The organism is Vibrio sp. A1-1, assembly GCF_021728175.1.
Classification (GTDB): Bacteria; Pseudomonadota; Gammaproteobacteria; order Enterobacterales; family Vibrionaceae; genus Vibrio; species Vibrio diabolicus.
Map to the genome: position 1 here is coordinate 382,629 of NZ_JAKKCL010000001.1, position 21,958 is coordinate 404,586.

Sequence of the window (21,958 nt, forward strand, 5' to 3'; positions counted from 1 at the left end):
TTGATGTAAAGAGTTAATATCGGCGAGTTATGCATAAAAAAACACCGAGCATAAAGCTCGGTGTTTTGACGTTTAGTGCAAGACCCTATTAGTCTTTGTACAGTTTGAACTCTTCGGCACACTCAACCAGCTGGTCACGCGTTAGCATGAATACGCCGTGACCACCGTTCTCAAACTCAATCCAAGTGAACGGAATCTGTGGGTACTGTTCCATCATATGAATCATTGAGTTGCCAACTTCACAGATAAGAATGCCGTTATCTGTTAGGTAGTCTGGTGCATTTGCAAGAATACGACGCACAAGTTTTAGGCCATCCGTACCGGCTGCTAAACCAAGCTCTGGTTCGTGTGTGAACTCGTCTGGCAGGCTGTTCATGTCTTCTTCATCCACATATGGTGGGTTAGACACGATCAGGTTGTACTTCTCTTTTGGTAGGTCGCGGAACAAGTCAGAGCGAATTGGGAATACTTGCTGCTCCATGCCGTGATCTTGTACGTTTTGCTCCGCGACTTGTAGTGCGTCCGTTGAGATATCAATCGCATCCACTTCAGCTTCAGGGAACGCGTGAGCACATGCAATTGCGATACAGCCGCTGCCTGTGCATAGGTCCATGATGCGCGCAGGCTCTTCCACCAACCAAGGTTGGAATTCTGCTTGAATCAACTCACCGATTGGAGAACGTGGCACAAGTACGCGCTCATCAACGAAGAATTCAAGACCGCAGAACCAAGCTTTGTTGGTAAGGTATGCAGTTGGTGTACGTTCATTGATACGTTTTACTACACGCTCAACAATACGCAGACGCTCGCTGGTCGTTAGGCGAGAGTTTAATACGTGCGGAGGCACATCAATCGGCAAGTATAAGGTTGGCAGGATAAGCTGAACCGCTTCATCCCACGCATTATCAGTACCATGACCGTAAAACAGGTTCGCTGCGTTAAAGCGGCTTACCGTCCAACGAATCATATCTTGAAGGGTATGCAGCTCCGATACCGCTTCTTCTACAAAAATCTTATCCAAAATTGCCTCCGAAAAGCGCTACAATACTGCCAATAAAAGTTTATTAATGAAATTGTTTACCTAATGAGCAAAAAAGACACCGAACACGATGACGATTTCGCCTTGTTTCAGGAAGCAGTACAGGGCGTAAAAAAGTTGCGACAGGATACCATAATCCAGCAACCAAAAAAAAATACTAAGCAAAAAGAAATCAAGCGCTCCAACCGGGAAGCGAGTGATTCTGAGTTTTACTTCTCCGACGAGTTTGTCCCTCTCTTAAATGAAGAAGGCCCAACTCGTTATGCACGTGACGACGTCTCCACTTATGAAGTTAAACGTCTACGTCGCGGCGTGTATGTACCGGACGTATTCCTCGATATGCACGGCATGACACAACAAGAAGCTAAGCGCGAACTTGGTGCGATGATCGCCTACTGCGTCAAAAACGAGATTCACTGTGCGTGTGTGCAACATGGCATTGGTAAACACATCCTGAAACAGAAAGCGCCACTTTGGTTAGCACAACACCCAGACGTAATGGCTTTCCACCAAGCGCCACTAGAATTCGGCGGTGATGGTGCGTTGTTAGTTTTGCTCTCGATTCCAGAAAAGTAACTAGCTCACTGTAGAAGCAATTAAACAAAAAGGCAGGAAATTTCCTGCCTTTCTTCATTCTATATCTAATGTTTAAATGCTTATTTGGTTTCGACGCTTATGGCGTAATATGCCACAGCACTTCACCGTTTTGCGTTTGTAGATCGTATTCAATACACACTAGACCTGATGTAGGAAACATCGGTGGTGCCATGTCTTTTACAAACTCTGAAGTGAGATAACCAACCAAAGGCAAGTGAGAGACAAGCAGAAGCGAGTCTAGTTTTTCCACTTCAATCAATGCACTTGCAAAATCAAATACATGCTCAGATTGGCCGTAAGGTGTAATATCTTCACAAGTTTCGATGCTTTTTGCAGCAAAATACTCGCTGATCTCTTGCCAAGTTTGTTGAGCTCTAATGTACGGACTCACCAACACTTTATCGAATTGCGCAAAACCTTGTTCTTTACAGGCTCTCGCAACCGCTTCTGATTCGACTCTGCCTCTTGGGGTCAATTGTCGTGCTGCGTCTGAATCTGCAAAATGCTCGGCTTCGCCGTGACGCATGATGAATATTTTCATGTTATTTCCTAGGGATAGCTAACGCTACCAAAAGGTTGACTGCTATCTTTATTAGATAGACGGGGCTAACTTTAATAATGACGAAACAAAAATACTGATATAATTATCTGTTCATTATACCAATTCGCTTGCTAAAGATAGCGACTTTCTTAACAATCTATTAAAAAGAATGTACTCAGTTCATCACAGTATTTAACTGTGCTATGAGTTCAGGGCATTCATTCAAACAGTTCTTCCCCATACGCAAACGCGATGGGCCTGTGCAGAAGTCTACGAATAACAAAAATACGGCAAGCAGTATTTGTCGAAACGCAAACTTTGCGCCCCCTAGCTAGGGGTTCATAATTACTGTAATGCGAAATCTGGAGACGCATCGTGCATCTAAGTCCTAACGATTCAAATCAATACCGCTACATTACCTTGAGCAATGATCTGCGTGTACTGCTGATTCATTCCGAGACAGCTCAACAGTCAGCAGCTGCTCTAGCAGTGAACGTTGGACACTTCGACGACCCAAACGATCGCCAAGGTCTAGCACACTATTTAGAACATATGCTTTTTTTGGGTACGGAAAAATACCCTAAAGTGGGAGAGTTTCAAAGTTATATTAGCCAGCATGGAGGAACAAATAACGCTTGGACGGGTACTGAGCACACTTGTTTCTTTTTTGATGTTACTCCGAATGCCTTTGAAAATGCCTTAGATCGATTTAGCCAATTCTTTACCGCACCATTGTTTAACGAAGAAGCTTTAGACAAAGAACGCCAGGCTGTCGACTCCGAATACAAACTCAAACTTAATGACGATTCTCGCCGCCTGTATCAAGTCAACAAAGAAGTCATCAATCCAGATCACCCTTTCTCTAAGTTCTCAGTCGGCAACCTAGATACATTAGGTGACCGAGAGGGTAAATCCATCCGCGACGAAATTGTCGAGTTTCACCACTCTCAATACTCTGCCGATCTCATGACGTTGACGCTCTTTGGGCCGCAGTCGCTCGATGATCAGCAAGCGTGGGTAGAAGCCATGTTTGCCAATATCCCAAATCACCACCTTCGTGGAAAATCGATTGATGTCCCCATTAGCACCAAAGAAAGTACCGGGATTTTAGTTCAAGTTGAACCAATCAAAGAATTTCGAAAACTCATTCTCACCTTCCCAATGCCGGGAATGGATAAGCACTACGGCGTTAAACCACTTTCTTACTTCGCGCATTTACTCGGCTATGAAGGCGAAGGCAGCTTAATGCTCCAGCTAAAAAATGAAGGCTGGATTACTTCACTTTCTGCAGGAGGCGGCGCTAGTGGTAGCAACTATCGAGACTTTACGGTTAGCTGCACACTCACCCCGCTGGGTCTCAACCACGTTGACAACATCATCCAAGCGGTTTTTCAATACCTCTCGATGATCAAACAAGACGGGCTAGATGAATGGCGCTATCTCGAAAAACAAGCGGTGCTTGAGTCGGCGTTTCGTTTCCAGGAACCATCTCGACCAATGGATTTGGTTAGCCATCTTGTTATCAATATGCAACATTATCAGCCAGACGATACCATTTATGGCGACTACAAAATGGCGGGCTATGATGAACAACTGCAGCGTTCGTTGCTGCAATACTTAACCATCGATAATGTCCGCGTAACCCTGATTGCAAAAGGACTGGAGTACAATCGTACTGCCGAATGGTACTTTACTCCGTATTCCGTCATGCCTTTTAGTGACGAGCAACGCCGCTTCTATCAACAAATCGATCCAAGCTGGCAGTTTGTCTTACCAGAAAAGAACCCTTATATTTGCTACGATCTCGATCCCATGCCGTTCGAAAATGGTGGTTCACTACCAGAGTTAATTGAAGATCTCGAAGGCTTCCGACTTTGGCATTTACAAGATGATGAATTTCGCGTGCCAAAAGGTGTTGTATATGTCGCTATCGACAGCTCTCATGCTGTTGCATCACCGAAGAACATTGTCAAAACGCGCCTATGTGTCGAGATGTTCCTCGATTCGCTAGCAAAAGAAACCTATCAAGCGGAAATCGCAGGGATGGGTTACAACATGTATGCTCACCAAGGCGGGGTTACCTTAACCCTCTCAGGGTTCAGCCAAAAACTGCCTCAATTGTTGGAAATGATCCTGCACCGTTTTGCTTCTCGAGATTTCAGCCCTGCACGCTTTGAAACCATCAAGCAGCAACTGTTACGTAACTGGAGAAATGCTTCACAAGATCGTCCTATTTCGCAGCTGTTTAACGCACTTACAGGGCTACTTCAACCCAATAACCCGCCTTTCGCAACCTTAGTCGAAGCGCTAGAAGAAATCGAAGTCGATGAACTCTCGGTATTCGTAGAATCAATTCTTGCAGAGCTGCACGTTGAAATGTTTGTTTACGGAGATTGGCAGCGTCAACAAGCGCATGACATGGCGACGACCTTAAAGGATGCCCTAAGAGTAAAAGAGCAGCGTTATGAAGAGGCGCTCCGCCCACTCATCATGCTGGGAAAAAACGGCAGTTTTCAACGTGAAGTACATTGTAACCAGCAAGATTCGGCGGTCGTTATTTACCACCAGTGTGAGGATATTGAGCCTCGTAGCATTGCTCTATACTCATTGGCGAACCATCTCATGTCGGCAACATTTTTCCACGAGATCCGCACAAAACAGCAATTAGGTTACATGGTGGGCACTGGCAATATGCCACTTAATCGTCATCCGGGTATTGTGCTTTATGTGCAGTCACCCAATGCAGCACCTGCCGAGCTGGTTACCTCAATCGATGAGTTCTTAAATGCCTTTTATATGGTGCTGTTAGAACTGAACGATTACCAGTGGCATAGCAGTAAGCGCGGCTTGTGGAATCAAATAGCGACGCCGGACACCACACTGCGAGGTCGAGCTCAGCGTCTTTGGGTTGCAATAGGAAACAAAGACACCGAGTTTAACCAACGTGACAAGGTACTTTCTGAACTGAAGAAATTGACCCGAGCAGACATGATTCGCTTTGTCGTTAATGAGTTGAAACCTCGCACGGCAAACCGATTGGTCATGCACTCTCAAGGGCAATCGCATTCGGACGCTCCGCGCATCCACTTAGGGCAAGAAATTGGATCGATTGAAGAGTTCCAACTTAGGCCAAAAGATTGCGGCTTAGGATGATCTAATTGCGCAGTAATAAAATTATCGATTAGTAAGTATATACCTACAAACCAATGAGGTTGTGGGTCTCATAAATAGAATCGACACCATAATTGGCAGAAAATTGAAATTACGCCATTGCGGCTTATGCTCTAATTACCACACTAAAAATAAATTAATGAGGTAATCATGAAAAAAGCACTACTACTTGCGGCTATTTTACTGCCACTGGCATCTGCACACGCTGAAATCTCGGTGAAAGGTGATGGCTTTGAGCTAAGTAACGACTGTGTCCGCCTAAGCGGAGACAATGTTTCTATCAAATCAGATGATTGCTCTTCAAAACAGTGGAAAGATAAAGACAACAAAGGCAACAGCAGCGTTCACGGGGACGACAACCCAGGTAAAGGCCACAATAAAGATAAGAAAGACAAGAAGAAGTAACTATTTCTTATTTATGAAAAAGGCTTGCCACTGGCAAGCCTTTTTCTTTACCGAAGCAACGTTTAATAGAATGTGGTTCCTTCTCCAGCTCGAGTAAGCAAACCATCACACGGTGCGTAACGATCGCCATACTTCGATGCAAACTCATTCATTTTCTCAACCAGTTCTTTAATGCCAAACTGATCCATATAACGGAATGGACCGCCCAAGAATGGAGGGAAACCAATGCCAAATATTGCACCAATATCACCATCACGTGGCGAGCGAATGATGCCGTCATCCAAACAACGTACCGCTTCATTCAGCATTGGTAGTACACAGCGCAACGCAATATCGTTATCGCTCAGCTTAGATTCAGGATCGAGCTTAAGCAGCTTGTAGATAGATTTATCGACTTCTTTCTTCTTACCTTTGTAAGTGTAGAAACCTTTCCCGCTCTTACGTCCTTTGCGACCGTCATTCAATAAGATATCGAACACGTCCGGGCCTTTGAATCGCTCACCTAACTCGTTGACCAGAATCGGCATGATCTTCGCGCCAATGTCGACACCGACTTCATCCAGTAAGGTAATCGGGCCGACAGGGAAACCAAAGTCAAGCAACGCCGTATCAATCTTTTCGATAGGTTCGTTAGCCAGCAGAATATGCGCCGCTTCGTTCATGTATGGCGCAAGAATGCGGTTCACGTAAAAGCCTGCTTTGTCTTTCACTACGATCGGGGTTTTACCTTGCTTTTTAGCAAGTGCAACGACTGTTGAAATGGTTTCATCTGATGTCGTTTCATGCGGAATCACTTCCACCAACGGCATTTTTTCTACCGGGCTGAAGTAATGCAAACCCACTACGTTTTCTGGACGCTCCGCTTTTTCTGCAATTTTGTGGATTGGTAACGAAGAAGTATTAGTCGCAAAGATGGTTTCCGGCTTGGCATTCGCTTCAATATCCGCCACCATTTTTTGTTTAAGATCTAAGTCTTCAAAAACGGCTTCAATTACGACATCAATATGATTAAAGCTGGTAAAGTCGACACCGCCAGACAGTTGCAACATTTTCGCTTGCAGATCGGCTTTTGATAGAATGCGACGTTTACGCTGTTTCTCGAATAACTTGTAGTTATAGTTGAGTGCGTTTAGAACGCCATCGTTGCTGACGTCTTTGATGCGGACAGGCACCTTCGCTTTTGCAACAGACACATGGCTGATTCCTGCGCCCATCAAGCCACCGCCAAGCACGCCAACTTTATGAACTGGCGCGGGTTTCGCATCCGTACCATTTTCTTTCTTCATTTCCGTTGTCGCAAAGAAGATAGAACGAAGCGCTTTTGACTCTGAGCTCATCACAAGCTCACCGAAGCGTTTCGCTTCAAGCTCTTGTCCTTGGGCGAAACCTTTCTCTAAACCATGCTGAATAACGTCTAAAATCGCGACCGTTGCTGGATAGTTACCACGAGTTTTCTGATTGGTTTTCTTCGCTGCCTGTTCAAACACAAACTTGCGCCCTAACCCGCTACCCGACATCACTTTTTCTTTCGTCGATAGCTTTTTCGTACCCTTGTTTTTACCTTTGTCGATAAACTGTTTAGCTACGTCGAGCAAAATGGTGTCTGGGACACAGGCGTCAACCACACCCAGCTTTTTAGCTTTCTTTGCGCGAAGCTGTTTACCCGTTAAGATCAAGTCCAGTGACGGTAACAGGCCAATCAAACGCGGCAAACGCTGCGTACCGCCAGAACCTGGCAGCAATCCAAGCTGTACTTCTGGTAGGCCTAAACGCGTTTTATCTGAATCCGTACAAACACGATAATCACATGCAAGAGCAAGCTCTAAGCCACCGCCTAAACATGGACCGTGAATAGCGGCAACCACAGGATATGGTAAGTCCGATAGCTGCTGGAATAGCTCTTGACCTTGCCTCGCTAATGCTTCTGCTTCACTTGCGGTCGTGCACGCTTCTAGCATGCGAACATCGGCCCCCGCGACGAAGTTGTCCGGTTTTAGGGAATGAATGATCATCCCTTTGATGCCACTGGCGTCTTTTAGCTGAGCAAAGATTTCTTTCATTTCATCAGCAAAAGCCGCCTGCAGCGTATTCATTTTTTCATTAGGAACATCAATCGCTAACCAAGCAATATTTTGCTCATCAACCTTTAGACTAAATGCTTTTTGCTCGCTCATTACTCAACCTCCAGAATCATTGCCGCACCAAGACCACCAGCAGCACATGCGGTATTCAATGCAATACCACCGCCACGGCGTTTTAGATCTCGTAGGGTTTGCGTCATCATACGTGCACCAGTCGCAGCAAATGGGTGACCATAAGCAATTGATCCGCCAAGCACGTTGAACTTATCCATGTCAATTTCACCGATCGCTTTCGAACGACCTAGATTTTCTTGAGCAAACTTATCTGAAGCAAACATCTTCACATTCGCCAATGCTTGCGCAGCAAACGCTTCGTGCATGTCGATCAACGTCAGATCAGACAATTCCAAGCCTGTATTTTCTAGCACTTTCGCTGTGGCATAAGTCGGTCCCATCAGCATGTCCTTTTCCACACCGATCGCTGAAAATGCGTAGCCACGTATGTAGCCAAGAATCTCCATGCCAAGCTCTTTCGCTTTACCTTCGCGCATCAACATCACTGCCGCACCACCATCAGTCAGTGGCGTACTGTTAGCTGCCGTAACACTGCCATACTGGCGATCAAAGGCAGGTCGAAGTTTCGCGTACCCTTCTACGGTTGAGTCGTGACGGACATTGTTGTCTTCCGAAATCCATTTTTTGTATGGTTCGGGAAAAGCCGTCATCACTTCACCTTGGATCTTACCTTCTTTCCAAGCTTGGGAAGCCAGCGTATGAGAGCGATGTGCTAGCGCATCCTGCTCTGCACGAGAAATACCATGCGTCTTTGCCATTTGCTCCGCAGTTTGTCCCATCGACAAGCCCGTCGAGTACTCGGCTACTGCAGGAGGCACTGGCATAAGGTCTTTAAAGCTCAAGTTTTTGAGGATGCTAAGCTTCTGACCCATTGTTTTTGTCTTACTTAGAGCAAGCAGATTAGCGGCCAGTTTCTTAGATACGCCAATAGGCAGGACGGAAGAAGAGTCTGCACCACCAGCAATACCGATATCGATGGTTCCCGCCATGATGCTTTCTGCGACATTGACCGCCGCTTGAAAACTCGTTGCACACGCACGAGTCACACTGTAAGCATCAGTATGGATGTTCATACCGGTGCCTAACACAATTTCTCGTGCGATGTTTGGCGCTTCAGGCATTTGTACTACTTGTCCAAATACCACTTGTTCGATTAACTTCGGATCAATATCTGTTCGAGCAAGCATTTCGCTTACTACCATTTTCCCTAAATCGACCGCTGGCACTTGGCTAAATTCCGTGCTTTGACGAGCAAAGGGAGTTCGAAGCCCCGCGACAATAGCGACACGCTCACCATTGCGTGTTTTTACTTCCTGCTTGCCCATTGTTTCTCCTTAAATACAAGAGGTCTGACCTGATGCATTGTAATGAATTTGTTAAATTTATCAAACGTGCGTTTAAATAAACGTGAAGCAAGTAGATCAATTACTCTACTTCTTTGATTCTTATGCGATTAATAATGATTAACTATAGAGAGTTAAAACGGTAAGAGGTATATGGAAGGTAAAATCGAAGCAAAAAAAACCACACATAACTGTGTGGTCGGAATATCTATAAAACAATTAACTTACGCCAATTGAAAATTAATCAGTTTCCTGATTAGGAGAAAGTAAAGTCAGCCTTCAAAAGGAAGTGTCATCTTGCTCAACATGTTAGTCGCAATGACTAACGAGATGACAAGATGTACTATAACCCCTTCACTGCTTGATATTTTGAAATAGATCAATTTTATAGTGATTTTACGAGCTTTAAGCACATCTAAAAGGCTCAGCGATGCAAACCTATTCAAAAATTCACCGCTAGCAGTCTCTTTTTATGTCCCATCGAATGAACTTATCCAAACCATTGATTACTAATGATGATATTGTTAACAATCTTTACTAATTCATGTTCGATGATATTTGGCATTTGCGTATACACTTTTAAGTAACCACATAACTTATTGTGTCAGAGGTTATCTACGACACACGCTCAACCGAAACCGCGAGGCTATTGAAAAGTAAAGTCATGCTCAGAACAAATAAGAAACTCACAGAGCGAGGATGGAGGCTCCTGTGGCCATATTAAAAATGTTTGGAAAGAAAAATTCCAACAGTCCGGTCAACTCTGATATGGACAAGCAAAGAAAATACGAAGCGCTCGTCCGAGGGTACCATCGTGACTTATATCGCTACGCATACTGGTTGTGCAAAGATAAAGCGATAGCGGAAGATCTAGTTCAGGAAACCTGTCTTAGAGCTTGGAAGTCACTCGATAGTCTCCAGGATGAAAAAGCAGCCAAGTCTTGGCTCATCACCATATTGAGACGAGAAAATGCGCGCCGCTTCGAACGTAAACAATTTGATTTAGTTGATATCGATGATTACGGCAATGATGCTAAAGTCAGCGATGACCCACATCATCAGCAAGAATGGCTGCAAGCGCAGATCATGAAACTCGATGTTGAATACCGCGAGCCTTTATTTCTCCAAGTTGTCGGTGGTTTCAGCGGAGAAGAGATTGGCGACATTCTTGATTTAAATAAAAATACAGTGATGACTCGATTATTTCGCGCTCGTAATCAACTCAAAGAGATGTTGGATTCTCAAGATACTAAGAGAGGACAAAAGAATGGATGATTTAGAATTTCGTCGTCGTATTTTGTCGGATCCAAAACAAAAGGATGAAGAGATTCTGCAAGCTTTAGCTGGTAGCGACACCAACAATAAGTTTGTTGATGACATTTTGGATCTCGACGTAAAAATTAAACAAGCCATGAATGTGGATGTACCTGAAGATCTCGCTGATAAGATTTTATTTAGTCAGACGTCGAGTGCACTTGATGAAGAGAAGGTCGTCAGACCAAACTTTGTGCGCAAAGCAATGGCACTTGCCGCTTCTATTGCGTTCACCGCAGGATTATTAGTTGGTCAAGTAAACTGGGGAAATGTTTTGGTTTCTCCAGCACAAGCCAGTTTAGCTGATACCGCGATGAAACACGTTATTCATGAAGAACCTTTTGTTCGTCATCTTGATGAGGATGTACCGAGCTCGCAAATTAATGCGAAAATGTCGCCATTTCATTACCAGTTTAGTGAAAGCTTTCCATATCACGTTTACTACCTAAACCACTGCGGTTTTGGCGAATCCAATGCGGTGCATATGGTATTCCAAGGTCCAAAAGGTAAAGTAACGTTATTTATTACTGGTATTCCTAGCGAACAAAGTACCGACTTTAATAAGGATGGCATGACCGGAATCGTTCAGCCCGTCGGGAGTTCAAGCTTGATTTTAGTCGGAGAAGAAGGTGAAAATATTGATGCTATCGCTACGACTCTTGCATCAATGATTAAACCGATGTAATAACTTCGACGATTTCCAGCCTTCAAAAGGTTAAATGCCGCTAAATGATCTTATTTAGCGGCATTTTTGTATAAATAGAACACAAAACATTCACCCTCGCTATAGCATTTAGAGCTTAAACTCTAAATTATGCATTTTAAGTGCAATTTCCCGTCTTTTAGACATCATTTCTGCAATTTTTATTCAATTTTATCCAATGGTCGGATTTGTCCAAGCAACTATTGATACTACTATCTGCGCCACTGAGCAAAAGCTCAATTTATCGTCCAAAGAGACGAATCTAATAAGGAAAAACAAATGACTCAGAACACGCGTCTGTTTAAAAAGACTCTCCTAGCAGTAACGGTAGCTTTTGCCTCAGGTCAATCGATGGCAGCGGGTTTCCAAATCAACGCTCAATCAGCAACTGGCATCGGCCGTGCATTTGCTGGTGATGCAGTAATCGCAGATAACGCCGCAGTAATGGCTCGTAACCCAGCAGCAATGGCTCTATTTGATAAAATGGAGCTTTCGCTAGGTTTCGAAAGCATTACTTCAATGATTGAAGTGAAAGATGCGAAATATAACGTTAATACTCCTTTGGGTTCTAGTACTGTAAATGTTGCTGACACTGATGATGTGGGTGATACGTCAATAGCTCCAAACATTCACCTAATCGTTCCAGTAAATGACAAGTTTGCATGGGGCGTAAACGCATACTCTAATTTCGGCACTAAAACTGAATTTTCAGATAACTATACCGCAACCGAGTACGGTGGTCTTACGGATGTAAAAAGCTTCAACTTTGGCTTTGCGGGTTCTTACCGTTTAAACGAACAATGGAGCTTTGGTGCTGGTTTAGATTTAATCTACGGCCAAGGCACAATGAAGCGTACAACTAGCTCTTCAGTCCCACGGGTTGGCGGTCAAAAAATTCTGGACGTAGATAAAGCTGATGGTTGGGCTGTTGGTTTCAACGTTGGTACTGTGTACGAACTAGATGAAAACAACCGTTTTGGTCTAGCGTATCGTTACAGCCCTGAATTTACAGCAAAAGACGACAAAGGTCAGGAAATCACGCTACCTCTACCAGATATGGCCGAGTTTTCTGGTTTCCACAAAATCCAAGACACTAAGTTTGCTGTACACTACAGCATCCAATACATCGGTTGGAAAGATTTCGACCAAATTGATTTTGAGAACCTAAATCAGGGTTTACTTAAAGGTGGTTACTCGAAAAACTATCAATGGCAAGATGGCTGGCACTACGCAATTGGTGGTACTTACTACCTAAACAACAACTGGACACTTCGTGCTGGTTACATGTACGACACAAGCGCTCAAGATAAAGTAACGTCTATCTCGGTACCAGATTCAGATCGCCAGTGGTTCTCAACAGGTTTCTCTTACCATATTGATAATAGCTCAAACATCGATTTTGGCTTCACATACTTGTTAGGTGAAGATGTAAAAGTTAATGAGAATACTCAATTAGTTCCTGGTCTTTCTACCGGTGTAACAGCAACAACTCATGCTGACGCAATTCTATTCGGCTTACAATACAGCCATAGCTTCTAAGCGCTTCGCTGTTAGTTAGTAGAAAAATACTTTATATAAAAGGCTGGATTTCCAGCCTTTTTTCATATCTGCGATTTATTGCCCACTCAATTTGAGTGAACACGTGTATCTAAATCTCACAATTAGGACGCACAGCTGTTCGCTGAATTCCATTTACAACCCCTTCACAGTTAGATTATTAAACCACCCAAACAACACTTGAAAGCATAATATTCCAAATGAATGCTTGTGCTGGATTTTCATTTCTAAAGTAAAAACTCTACCTTTAAACTTTCGTCCCACGTTATAAACAAATCAGCGAACATTCGAATGAAAACCAACAAGACTCTTCTATCAACAGCAGTGGCATTAAGCCTACTTGGCACAACGGGCATGGCTAACGCAGCAGGTTTCCAACTTGCTGAATATTCTGCAACAGGCCTAGGTCGAGCATATGCTGGTGAAGCAGCAATGGCTGACAACGCAAGTGCACAATGGCGTAACCCAGCAATGCTAACTTATTTGGAAGGCACTCAAGTGTCCGTTGGTGCAATCTATGTGAACCCAAATATTGATATTGAAGGTGATGTAAACTTCCACGGTAGTACTTCTTCTGCATCTTCAGATGATTTCGCACATGATGCAATCATTCCAAACTTCTACCTATCACACCAATACAATGAGAAATTCGCGATTGGTTTGGCATTTGGCACCAACTACGGTATGGAAACCGATTTAGGTAAAGGCTTTGGTGCATCACACTTCGGTAACGAAGCAAGCGTAACGACAATGGAAGCGAACTTAAACGCAGCTTACAAAGTCAATGAATCAATCAGCGTTGGTGGTGGTATCCGTTACATCATCGGCGAAGGCAGCTTTGGCGCAGCAGCTCCTAAGAATAACGTTGTAGGAAAGCACCCTTTAACTGGCGATCCTATCAGTGTTCCTCAAGGTACCGCTCTAAAATACATGGAAGGTGACGATACCGCTTGGGGCTGGCAAGTTGGTACTGCATGGCAGATCAATGAAAATAACCGTATCGGCTTCGCGTACAAATCTGAAGTTGAACTGAAGCTTGAAGGCCATGCTGAAGGTCTAGGTTTTGGCTTCGGTACTTCTGAGCTTCCACAACTACGTGACAACGGCTACATGTACCTAAACCTGCCTGCAACGGCTGAGTTGGCAAGCTTCCACCAAGTAACAGACCAACTTGCGTTACACGCAAGCTTTAACTGGACGGATTGGAGCTCTTTCGAGAAATTGGAAGCACGCCTAGATACCGCTGGCACGCATATGGTTAAAGTAGAAAACTGGGAAGATAACTACCGCTTTGCTGTTGGTGCCACTTACCAGCTTGATCCTAAGCTAGCGCTACGTACTGGTATTGCATACGATACTTCAGCGGTAAGCGACAAAAACCGTACGATCACTATTCCAGAAACTGACCGTACTTGGATAAGTATTGGTGCAACGTACGATTGGACAAAAGACTTCAGCCTAGACGCTGGCTTCACCTATATTTTCGCGAAAGACGCACCAATCGTTGAGTCTCGTGGTTACAAGTCAGACGACGCTGCAGAACAAGTCGGCGGCCAATTCGTAGGCGAAACTACGGGTAATGTTTGGCTAATCGGTGTTCAAACAAACTACCGTTTCTAACCAAACAGCAAAAATACAAAAAAGGCTTAGCATCAGCTAAGCCTTTTTTTATTTGTATATTGTAAAGAACAGCGCTTAAAAGTCTTCTAGGTATTCGTCTAAATACTCTTCTTCTTCGATGTTAACTTCTTCCACCGTTTCAACTTCTGCTTTAAAGTTTTGACGCTGAATATAAACATCGCGAGTAAGAATATATGGATCCGGCGACGAGTCTAACTGTGCTTCTTGCGGTACTAATAAAGCACGCTTCTCCATGCCTTCAAACGCCCACTTACCCAAACTCGCCCAGAAGTTGAGGTAAGAGAGGGGTAAATACGTACTATCTACGGTATCTGTCACTTCACGTAAGGTATACGGGCCATAACCTGGAATCATGAAGTAAGGGCCATTTCCAACACCATAGTGGCCTACTGCATCACTGAACGCTTTCTCGTCGTATTTCGTAATACCCGCGGCACTTGCAATATCGAATAAACCGAAAATACCAAACGTCGAGTTAATCCAAAAACGGTTAAAGTGGTCCACGGCTTTCGTGCCGTTACCCATGACTAAGTTATTAACCATGCTGGCTGGCTCATCTAAGTTCGACAAGAAGTTAGCGATACCGGAACGAATAGGAACTGGCGTGTATTCCACATACGCAAGTGATACAGGACGAACCAAATACGGATCTAAATATTCGTAGTTGATTTCCCACATGGTTCGGTTAAAGCCTTCCAACGGGTCATACACATCAGAAGTCGTTTGATTTGTTTCTTGTCCTGTTACTGCTTCATCAGGCGCACTTGAACAGCCAACCAGTCCAACTGCAAGCAGTAACAAGAAGGTAGATTTACCCTTGTTATACATTTTATTTTCCATAACGACTATTAATGTACCTAAGTCACCCAATGAACATTTGTACGTATGTTGAGCAGTATACGTAGTAAAGATGACTCAGATATGGGAATAAATAAAGGCCAGCAGTCGCTGGCCTTCGGTATTCTACTCGATCGTTTAAAGTCATACCACTAAAGGCAACAGACTCTACCCCGTTGTCATATTTCAGAGACAGACGCTAACGATTAATATTGCTGGTCAATGGTCACTTCAACCGGCGTGCCAAATTCAACGACGTCACTCTCCCCGTGCCAATCTTGGTCACGCGTTGCTACGTTACCGTCAGAGTCCACACGCACACGGACGATTAACTTTTCGAGTGAAGATAGTTTTTGCCCCTGCATCATGGCATTACCATCATCTAATACGACTGTACGAGGGAAAGTACCCAGCGGATAGCGAGCCGCCGCAACAGGCATTGGTGAGCCATCTGCACGATGTACCGACACAATCAGAACTGCGTTTGGATCCAACTGAGCATTTGGTGCCACATTAATTGTCACAGCGACACTCTTATCCGGTGAAACCGCTTCGCCCATTTGCTTACGAGCACTCTCAATACTGCGTGACAACATCTCGTAGCGGCTATCTTCTGGACCAATCATTTGCTGCATGATTCCCCAGTACTTGATGGCTGCCGGGAAGTCTTGACGCTCAAACGCATCGAACGCTAACAAAGAAAACACACGCAGATCGACATAGTCTTGCTGCATCAGCTTGCCGAGTAATGAGCGAGCCGTCGCTTGATCCATTTCCTCTTGAGACAGCATCAGAGCTTGTGCATAACCCAACATCACATCAGGATCTTTGGGCTCTAGGCGATATGACTTTTCCATCGCATCGATAGCAGTCGTGACATCACGATTTGCTAACGCAATACGACCTAGCAGTAACCAACCTGTCGAGTCTTCCGGCTGGTAATGTAAGCGAGTTCGAAGGGCAAGGGTCAAATCCGCCATTTCATCGTCACTCAACGGCTCAGAAGAAGCCGACATCAGCTTTTTCGATAACTCAGGTAGATTTGCAGACACTTCTTGCCATTGAACAATATCGTCTGACGCGCCAAATTTGTAATACAAGCCATAGCTCAACGCCACCGTCAGAATTACCGATGGAACTAAAACCGCGATTGGTGAAACCTTGGTTTCCTTTTGCGCTTTATCACCCGGAATATCGTCAAGGAGAGACTGCTTTAGATCAGAAATCAGTTCGTCTTCGCTTTCAACCAGCCCTTCGTCGGTTTCTTCTGCAAGCTCAGATAGACGGTCTTTATAAAATGCCTTGTTGAGCTCATCGCGTAACACATCATCATTGTTCGCTTTTTGTTTAAGCAGCGGCAAAGCCACCAGCGCACAAGCAATAAGCGTAAGAGCAACGGTGGAAATCCAAAATAGTGTCATTACTTCTTATCTCCGTTGTTCTCTTCTTCAAGCAATGCTTTTAAACGAGCCTCTTTTTGCTCATCCCATTGCTCGTCACTGCTCGCTTTTGCCTTAACTTTAGATTTACGGCTACGCAGCACAATCAAACCAAAACCACCCAGTACTACAGCGAGTGGCCCTAGCCACAAAATCGCAGTCGCAACCGTAAATGGTGGGTTGTAAGTCACGAAGTTACCGTAACGGGCGATCATGTAATCAACAATCTCATCTTTGGACTTACCTTCTTTGGTCATTTCGTACACCTTATGGCGTAAGTCTTGAGCAAGTTCAGCGTTAGAATCCGAGATCGTGTTGTTCTGACATTTAGGGCAACGGAGCGTATGGCTTAACTCTTTGAACTGCTGTTCTTGTTCCAAGTTATCGAACTCGTACACTTCAATGGCAGCGTGAGCAGCAAGAGATAATGTCATGGCAGCAAAAACTGCAAGGATCAGCTTTCTCATTGCTTCGCCTCCTCAACCAATTTGTTGTAAAGCGGCTCCAGTGTTTCTGACCAATTACGTGGGTTTACATCCCCCACATGGCGATAGCGAATCACACCATTTGCATCAATAATGAATGTTTCTGGTGCTCCATAAACGCCAAGGTCAAGACCAAGCATACCACTACCATCAAATAGGCTAATTAAGTACGGGTTGCCGAGATCATTCAACCAGCCTACCGCTTTGTTACGATCATCTTTGTAATTCATACCGATGATCTTAACGCCCTTACCCGCCAATTCGTTTAGGTATTTATGCTCTGCATAACATGTTGGACACCACGTTGCCCAAACGTTCAAGAGCAACGGCTCACCTTTAAAAATTGACTGGTCGTATTGTTTTCCAGGTTCAGCTAAGTCTTCTAAGTGAAACTCAGGAACTGGCTTACCAACCAAAACCGACTCCAATTTCGTTGGATCATCGCCCTCTTGGTTCCGCATTAACTGGGTTGCGAAAATGCCCGCCAAAATCATGAAAGCGACGAGCGGAATAAATAAGATTTTCTTATTCATGTTATGCCTCCTGCTCTTTTGACTTCGCGTTTTTCTTTGAAGATTTACGGAAGCGATAACGCTTATCTGAAATCGCTAGTGCACCGCCTAACGCCATAATCAAAGAGCCAGCCCAAATCCAACGAACGAACGGTTTATAGTAAATACGAACAGCCCAAGATCGGTTGTCGTCTAAACGTTCACCCATTGCAATGTATAAGTCACGACTAATTCCACGGTCAATGGCAGCTTCGGTCATCATAGACTTAGCTGTACGGTAGAAGCGCTTCTCAGCGTGAAGCGTATTCACGTATTTGCCATCATGTGTGATCTCAAAATCCGCTATGTAGCCATCGTAGTTTGGACCATCTTTATCACGCAGGCCTGAGAAGTAGAAATCATAACCTTGAATTTGGAAGTGTTCGCCAGGTGCTAAACGTACATCACGCTCGATGCTGTAGTTCTGTACCATCGCAATACCGATAACAGATACCGCCAGACCAACATGACCCAACATCATCGCCCAATGGCTACGCTGCAGCTTGCGAACGCCTTCACTAAAGCTATGACGGTGCGTTGCACGCTCATATAGTTCAAAGCCATGCATTGCAATAATCCAAATCGCCATTACCCAGCCAATGTAAGCCATGGTTGAGAAGAAGTCGGCAAACAGGTATACGCATACCGCGGCCAAAGCAAAAGCAAGCACACCTGAAACGAGCATTGGTTTCACAAGTTTAGATAAATTGTCTCGCTTCCAACGGATAAGTGGACCAATACCAAGTAGGAAAGCAAATGGCATCATCAACCACGCAAACAGCATGTCGAAAAATGGCGCACCGATAGAAACCGACCCCAAACCAAGCTGCTTGTGTACGAGCGGCAATAATGTCCCCACTAACACCACAACAAGTGCTGCGATAAGTAATACGTTGTTGGCTAAGAGCGCGTTTTCACGAGAGACTAAGTCGAAGTTACCTCGTACACGCACTGCCGCCCCTTTCACGGCAAACAGCAGTAAAGAACCACCGATAACGAAAACTAAGAAACCTAGAATAAACATACCACGCGACGGGTCAGACGCGAACGCGTGCACCGATACTAAAATACCGGAACGGACTAAGAATGTGCCCAACAAACTCAACGAAAATGCAGAGATTGCCAATAGTACCGTCCACGCTTTAAATGTGCCGCGTTTTTCTGTCACGGCAAGAGAGTGCATTAATGCGGTACCCGCTAACCAAGGCATGAATGATGCGTTTTCTACTGGATCCCAGAACCACCAGCCACCCCAGCCAAGTTCGTAGTAAGCCCACCAAGAGCCTAGTGCGATACCGAGTGTTAAAAATACCCATGCAGCGGTTGTCCAAGGACGAGACCAACGGGCCCAAGCCGTATCAAGGCGTCCGGTCATTAGGGATGCGATCGCAAAAGAGAAGGCAACCGAGAAACCAACGTAGCCCATGTAAAGCATTGGCGGGTGAACAATCAAACCAGGGTCTTGAAGCAGAGGGTTCAAGTCACGCCCGTCAACCGGGAAGAAAGGCAACGTACGTAAGAATGGGTTTGACGTTAAGATGATAAACAGTAGGAAACCCACTGAGATCATGCCCATTACGGCAAGTACACGTGCAACCGACTCTTGCGGCATACCACGACTAAACGTCGCTACAGCGACAGTCCAAGCAGCTTGGATTAAAACCCATAGCAACAGTGAACCTTCGTGTGCACCCCATACTGCGGTTAAACGGTAGTACCAAGGAAGCTGACTATTCGAGTTGCTCGCTACATACTGTAACGTGAAGTCGTTGGTATAAAATCCCCAACATAAAATGGCGAAAGAGAACAACAGCATTAGGAACATAGACCAAGATAACGGTCGCGCTGTGTTCATGAGCATGGTGTTATTATTCGATGCTCCCCACAATGGCAATACGCTCAGCAGCACAGCCATTGCAAGCGAAAGAATGAGAGCAAAGTGACCGATTTCAGCAATCATTGGCCGCTTCCTTGTTTCTGTTCTGTGCTGTATTGAAGCGGTTCATGCGTTTTCTTCATCGCTTCCGCAATTTCTGGTGGCATGTATTCTTCATCGTGCTTCGCTAGGACCTCAAATGCCTCAACTGTCGTGGCATCTTTCAGTACACCTTGAGCCACAATACCCTGCCCTTCACGGAACAAGTCAGGAAGAATACCGTCATAAGTAATCGTCACTTTAGGACCGACATCGTGCAGGTCAAAACTCACTTTCAAAGAATTAGGATCTCGACGAACCGAGCCCACAACCACCATACCACCAATACGCAGACGCTGGCCTACTTCTGGCTTGGTGCCATCTGGCTTACCATTAACCAATTCCGTTGGAGTGTAGAAAAGGTCCATATTTTGGTTAAGCGCATAAAGTATCAAACCAATGGTGGCACTAATACCGATAAAGATCGCTAGTACGATACCTAGCCTCTTTTTACGTCTCGGGTTCATAAGGTGTTCTCCATGTTCTTCGCTGCGTCGATACGAGCTTGACGGTCAATTTTTGCTTTCACTTCTTTCAATAATGCATCACCGCGGCGAAGGCTAGTGATCAGAAGAATCAGCATGGATAAGAAAGTAATACCAAACGCACTCCATACGTATGATGCGTAGCCACCCATGGCAAAAAAGTCGCTCAGAGATTCAAAATGCATAATCAATTACCTCACTGAGTTTGTTCTGTTGCGAGTTTGCGCACCCAAGGGCGGTGACTTTCTTTACTGATGATTTCGTTACGAAAACGTACCATCGTCACTGCACCAAAGAAGAACGCAAAGCCAAAGATGTTTAGCAATAACGGCCAAAGCATGTCGGATGAAATAGAAGGTTGTTCAAATTTCGTGATCGTCGCGCCTTGGTGAAGCGTGTTCCACCATTCTACGGAAAAGTGAATGATAGGTAGGTTCACGACGCCTACGATCGCTAAAATACCCGCCGCTTTTGCGGCTGTTTTCTGATCGTCAAACGCGTGATAAAGCGCAATAACACCAAGATAGAGAAATAGAAGAATCAATTCTGAAGTAAGACGGGCGTCCCATACCCACCAAGTGCCCCACATTGGCTTACCCCAAACGGCACCAGTAAGTAGAGCAATAAAGGTAAATACCGCACCAATCGGCGCCATCGCAAGTGCCGCCATATCAGATAGACGTACTTGCCATACTAAGCCAATAAATGCCGCAATCGCCATCGACATATAAACGCCCATAGACCAAATAGCTGATGGGACGTGAATGTAGATGATTCGGAAACTGTCACCTTGTTGGTAATCTGAAGGCGCAAATGCAAGCCCCCAAACCGTACCAACCGATAAGCATACGAGGGCCAATACAGAAAACCAAGGCAGAAACTTACCACTCAAACGGTAAGCGGTTTCTGGCTTGGCATAAGGATGTAGCCATTTCCACATGTTTTGTTCTCACTCTTACTTCAGGGACACTGTCTAAAGGGTTGAGACCGTAGCAGTGCTTTAATAATAATTCTTTGATCAAGCGCCGCTTCATTGGCACTTTATTGAGTTAGTTAACACTAACTCTCAATGCGGCACTAATGGCAAAAGGCGTTAACGTCATTGCTCCCATTAGCATCGCACCTAAAATTGCTAGTTGACCGTTATACGCCATACCAAGCGCGGCGGCATCAATTGCTGATGTTGCGAAAATCAAAATTGGGATGTAGAGCGGAAGAATAAGCAAACTCAAAAGAACGCCACCCTTTTGCAACCCAACCGTCAAAGCCACGCCAATAGCTCCAATAAAACTTAGTGTCGGTGTACCGATCATCAAGGTTAGTACAACAGATAACCAAGTATTGAAATCAAGCGAAAGTAAAACCGCCAATAATGGGCTAATTAGGATCAGAGGTAACCCTGTTAACAACCAATGTGCTATGACCTTTGAAACCACTACAAGTTGCAATGGAATCGGCATTAGCATCATTTGTTCCAATGCACCGTCTTGAAAATCATCACGAAATAGACGCTCTAATGATAATAAGGCGGATAGCAATGCGGCAACCCAAACAATGCCCGCTGCAATACGTGCTAACAAATTTGGTTCAGGCCCGATACTAAGAGGAAACAGAGTAATAACAATAATAAAGAACCAAAGCGGGTTCAGAATGTCTGCCTGACGGCGAAATGCTATCAATAGCTCGCGGCGAATGATGGTGGTCATAGATGGAATCATA

General features: G+C 44.7%; 20 protein-coding genes. 7 read left to right on the forward strand and 13 right to left on the reverse strand.

Features of this window, described 5'->3' with window-relative positions; translation table 11 throughout:
- Window positions 1–88: 88 nt before the first annotated feature.
- Entirely contained in the window at window positions 89–1,021 is a 933-nt protein-coding gene (prmB, locus tag L3V30_RS01785) for a 50S ribosomal protein L3 N(5)-glutamine methyltransferase (protein WP_005397909.1), read from the reverse strand.
- A 63-nt stretch (window positions 1,022–1,084) separates the two neighbouring features.
- On the opposite strand from prmB, the gene smrB reads away from it, so the two are divergent.
- A complete protein-coding gene (gene smrB, locus L3V30_RS01790; protein ID WP_012841540.1) occupies window positions 1,085–1,615 on the forward strand; it encodes an endonuclease SmrB in 531 nt (176 codons plus the stop codon).
- A gap of 97 nt (window positions 1,616–1,712) precedes the next feature.
- Here the strand turns inward: smrB and sixA are convergent, their stop codons facing one another.
- A complete protein-coding gene (gene sixA, locus L3V30_RS01795) occupies window positions 1,713–2,177 on the reverse strand; it encodes a phosphohistidine phosphatase SixA (protein WP_005397904.1) in 465 nt (154 codons plus the stop codon).
- 375 nt (window positions 2,178–2,552) lie between these two features.
- Between sixA and L3V30_RS01800 the strand changes: the two genes are divergently transcribed.
- Together L3V30_RS01800 and L3V30_RS01805 are read left to right on the forward strand one after the other, a co-directional pair.
- Window positions 2,553–5,330: an insulinase family protein gene (locus L3V30_RS01800; RefSeq protein ID WP_237308187.1), complete on the forward strand. Its 2,778-nt coding sequence runs from the start codon at window positions 2,553–2,555 to the stop codon at window positions 5,328–5,330.
- 168 nt (window positions 5,331–5,498) lie between these two features.
- Window positions 5,499–5,753: a hypothetical protein gene (locus tag L3V30_RS01805; protein ID WP_005397900.1), complete on the forward strand. Its 255-nt coding sequence runs from the start codon at window positions 5,499–5,501 to the stop codon at window positions 5,751–5,753.
- A 62-nt stretch (window positions 5,754–5,815) separates the two neighbouring features.
- Here L3V30_RS01805 and fadJ read toward each other — a convergent pair whose 3' ends face one another.
- Both fadJ and fadI read right to left on the reverse strand, forming a co-directional pair.
- Window positions 5,816–7,927 carry a fatty acid oxidation complex subunit alpha FadJ gene (fadJ, locus tag L3V30_RS01810; protein ID WP_005394283.1) on the reverse strand — a complete coding sequence of 704 codons (2,112 nt, stop codon included), beginning with the start codon at window positions 7,925–7,927 and terminating at the stop codon, window positions 5,816–5,818.
- Window positions 7,927–9,234: an acetyl-CoA C-acyltransferase FadI gene (gene fadI / locus L3V30_RS01815; RefSeq protein ID WP_237308188.1), complete on the reverse strand. Its 1,308-nt coding sequence runs from the start codon at window positions 9,232–9,234 to the stop codon at window positions 7,927–7,929. Before fadI ends, fadJ begins: the two co-directional genes overlap by 1 nt.
- 717 nt (window positions 9,235–9,951) lie before the next feature.
- Here fadI and L3V30_RS01820 point away from each other — a divergent pair.
- The 4 genes from L3V30_RS01820 to L3V30_RS01835 all read left to right on the forward strand — a co-directional run bounded on the left by L3V30_RS01820 (window position 9,952) and on the right by L3V30_RS01835 (window position 14,446).
- Window positions 9,952–10,527 (forward strand): sigma-70 family RNA polymerase sigma factor, encoded by a 576-nt coding sequence (locus L3V30_RS01820; RefSeq protein ID WP_029836529.1) that lies wholly within the window; start codon window positions 9,952–9,954, stop codon window positions 10,525–10,527.
- Window positions 10,520–11,251: a DUF3379 domain-containing protein gene (locus L3V30_RS01825; protein ID WP_005394287.1), complete on the forward strand. Its 732-nt coding sequence runs from the start codon at window positions 10,520–10,522 to the stop codon at window positions 11,249–11,251. The genes L3V30_RS01820 and L3V30_RS01825 overlap by 8 nt, the downstream gene beginning before the upstream one ends.
- A gap of 297 nt (window positions 11,252–11,548) precedes the next feature.
- On the forward strand, window positions 11,549–12,808 hold the full coding sequence (locus tag L3V30_RS01830) for an outer membrane protein transport protein (protein ID WP_237308190.1): 1,260 nt from the start codon (window positions 11,549–11,551) through the stop codon (window positions 12,806–12,808).
- Window positions 12,809–13,117: 309 nt separating this feature from the next.
- Window positions 13,118–14,446 carry an outer membrane protein transport protein gene (locus L3V30_RS01835; protein WP_237308192.1) on the forward strand — a complete coding sequence of 443 codons (1,329 nt, stop codon included), beginning with the start codon at window positions 13,118–13,120 and terminating at the stop codon, window positions 14,444–14,446.
- A gap of 75 nt (window positions 14,447–14,521) precedes the next feature.
- Here L3V30_RS01835 and L3V30_RS01840 read toward each other — a convergent pair whose 3' ends face one another.
- From L3V30_RS01840 to ccmB, 9 genes are all read right to left on the reverse strand, one after another.
- Window positions 14,522–15,295: an MlaA family lipoprotein gene (locus tag L3V30_RS01840; protein WP_005394290.1), complete on the reverse strand. Its 774-nt coding sequence runs from the start codon at window positions 15,293–15,295 to the stop codon at window positions 14,522–14,524.
- A 215-nt stretch (window positions 15,296–15,510) separates the two neighbouring features.
- Entirely contained in the window at window positions 15,511–16,725 is a 1,215-nt protein-coding gene (gene ccmI, locus L3V30_RS01845; protein WP_065645026.1) for a c-type cytochrome biogenesis protein CcmI, read from the reverse strand.
- Entirely contained in the window at window positions 16,725–17,210 is a 486-nt protein-coding gene (locus tag L3V30_RS01850) for a cytochrome c-type biogenesis protein (RefSeq protein ID WP_005380519.1), read from the reverse strand. The genes ccmI and L3V30_RS01850 overlap by 1 nt, the downstream gene beginning before the upstream one ends.
- A complete protein-coding gene (locus L3V30_RS01855) occupies window positions 17,207–17,761 on the reverse strand; it encodes a DsbE family thiol:disulfide interchange protein (RefSeq protein WP_012841537.1) in 555 nt (184 codons plus the stop codon). The genes L3V30_RS01850 and L3V30_RS01855 overlap by 4 nt, the downstream gene beginning before the upstream one ends.
- A gap of 1 nt (window position 17,762) precedes the next feature.
- Complete coding sequence (locus tag L3V30_RS01860; RefSeq protein WP_005394299.1) at window positions 17,763–19,739, reverse strand: heme lyase CcmF/NrfE family subunit; 1,977 nt, start codon at window positions 19,737–19,739, stop codon at window positions 17,763–17,765.
- On the reverse strand, window positions 19,736–20,221 hold the full coding sequence (gene ccmE / locus L3V30_RS01865; RefSeq protein WP_005380516.1) for a cytochrome c maturation protein CcmE: 486 nt from the start codon (window positions 20,219–20,221) through the stop codon (window positions 19,736–19,738). The genes L3V30_RS01860 and ccmE overlap by 4 nt, the downstream gene beginning before the upstream one ends.
- On the reverse strand, window positions 20,218–20,424 hold the full coding sequence (ccmD, locus tag L3V30_RS01870; RefSeq protein WP_005380515.1) for a heme exporter protein CcmD: 207 nt from the start codon (window positions 20,422–20,424) through the stop codon (window positions 20,218–20,220). Before ccmD ends, ccmE begins: the two co-directional genes overlap by 4 nt.
- Before the next feature lie 11 nt (window positions 20,425–20,435).
- A complete protein-coding gene (locus tag L3V30_RS01875) occupies window positions 20,436–21,179 on the reverse strand; it encodes a heme ABC transporter permease (RefSeq protein WP_005394301.1) in 744 nt (247 codons plus the stop codon).
- A 109-nt stretch (window positions 21,180–21,288) separates the two neighbouring features.
- Complete coding sequence (gene ccmB, locus L3V30_RS01880; RefSeq protein ID WP_006741714.1) at window positions 21,289–21,957, reverse strand: heme exporter protein CcmB; 669 nt, start codon at window positions 21,955–21,957, stop codon at window positions 21,289–21,291.
- Between the last annotated feature and the right edge of the window lies 1 nt (window position 21,958).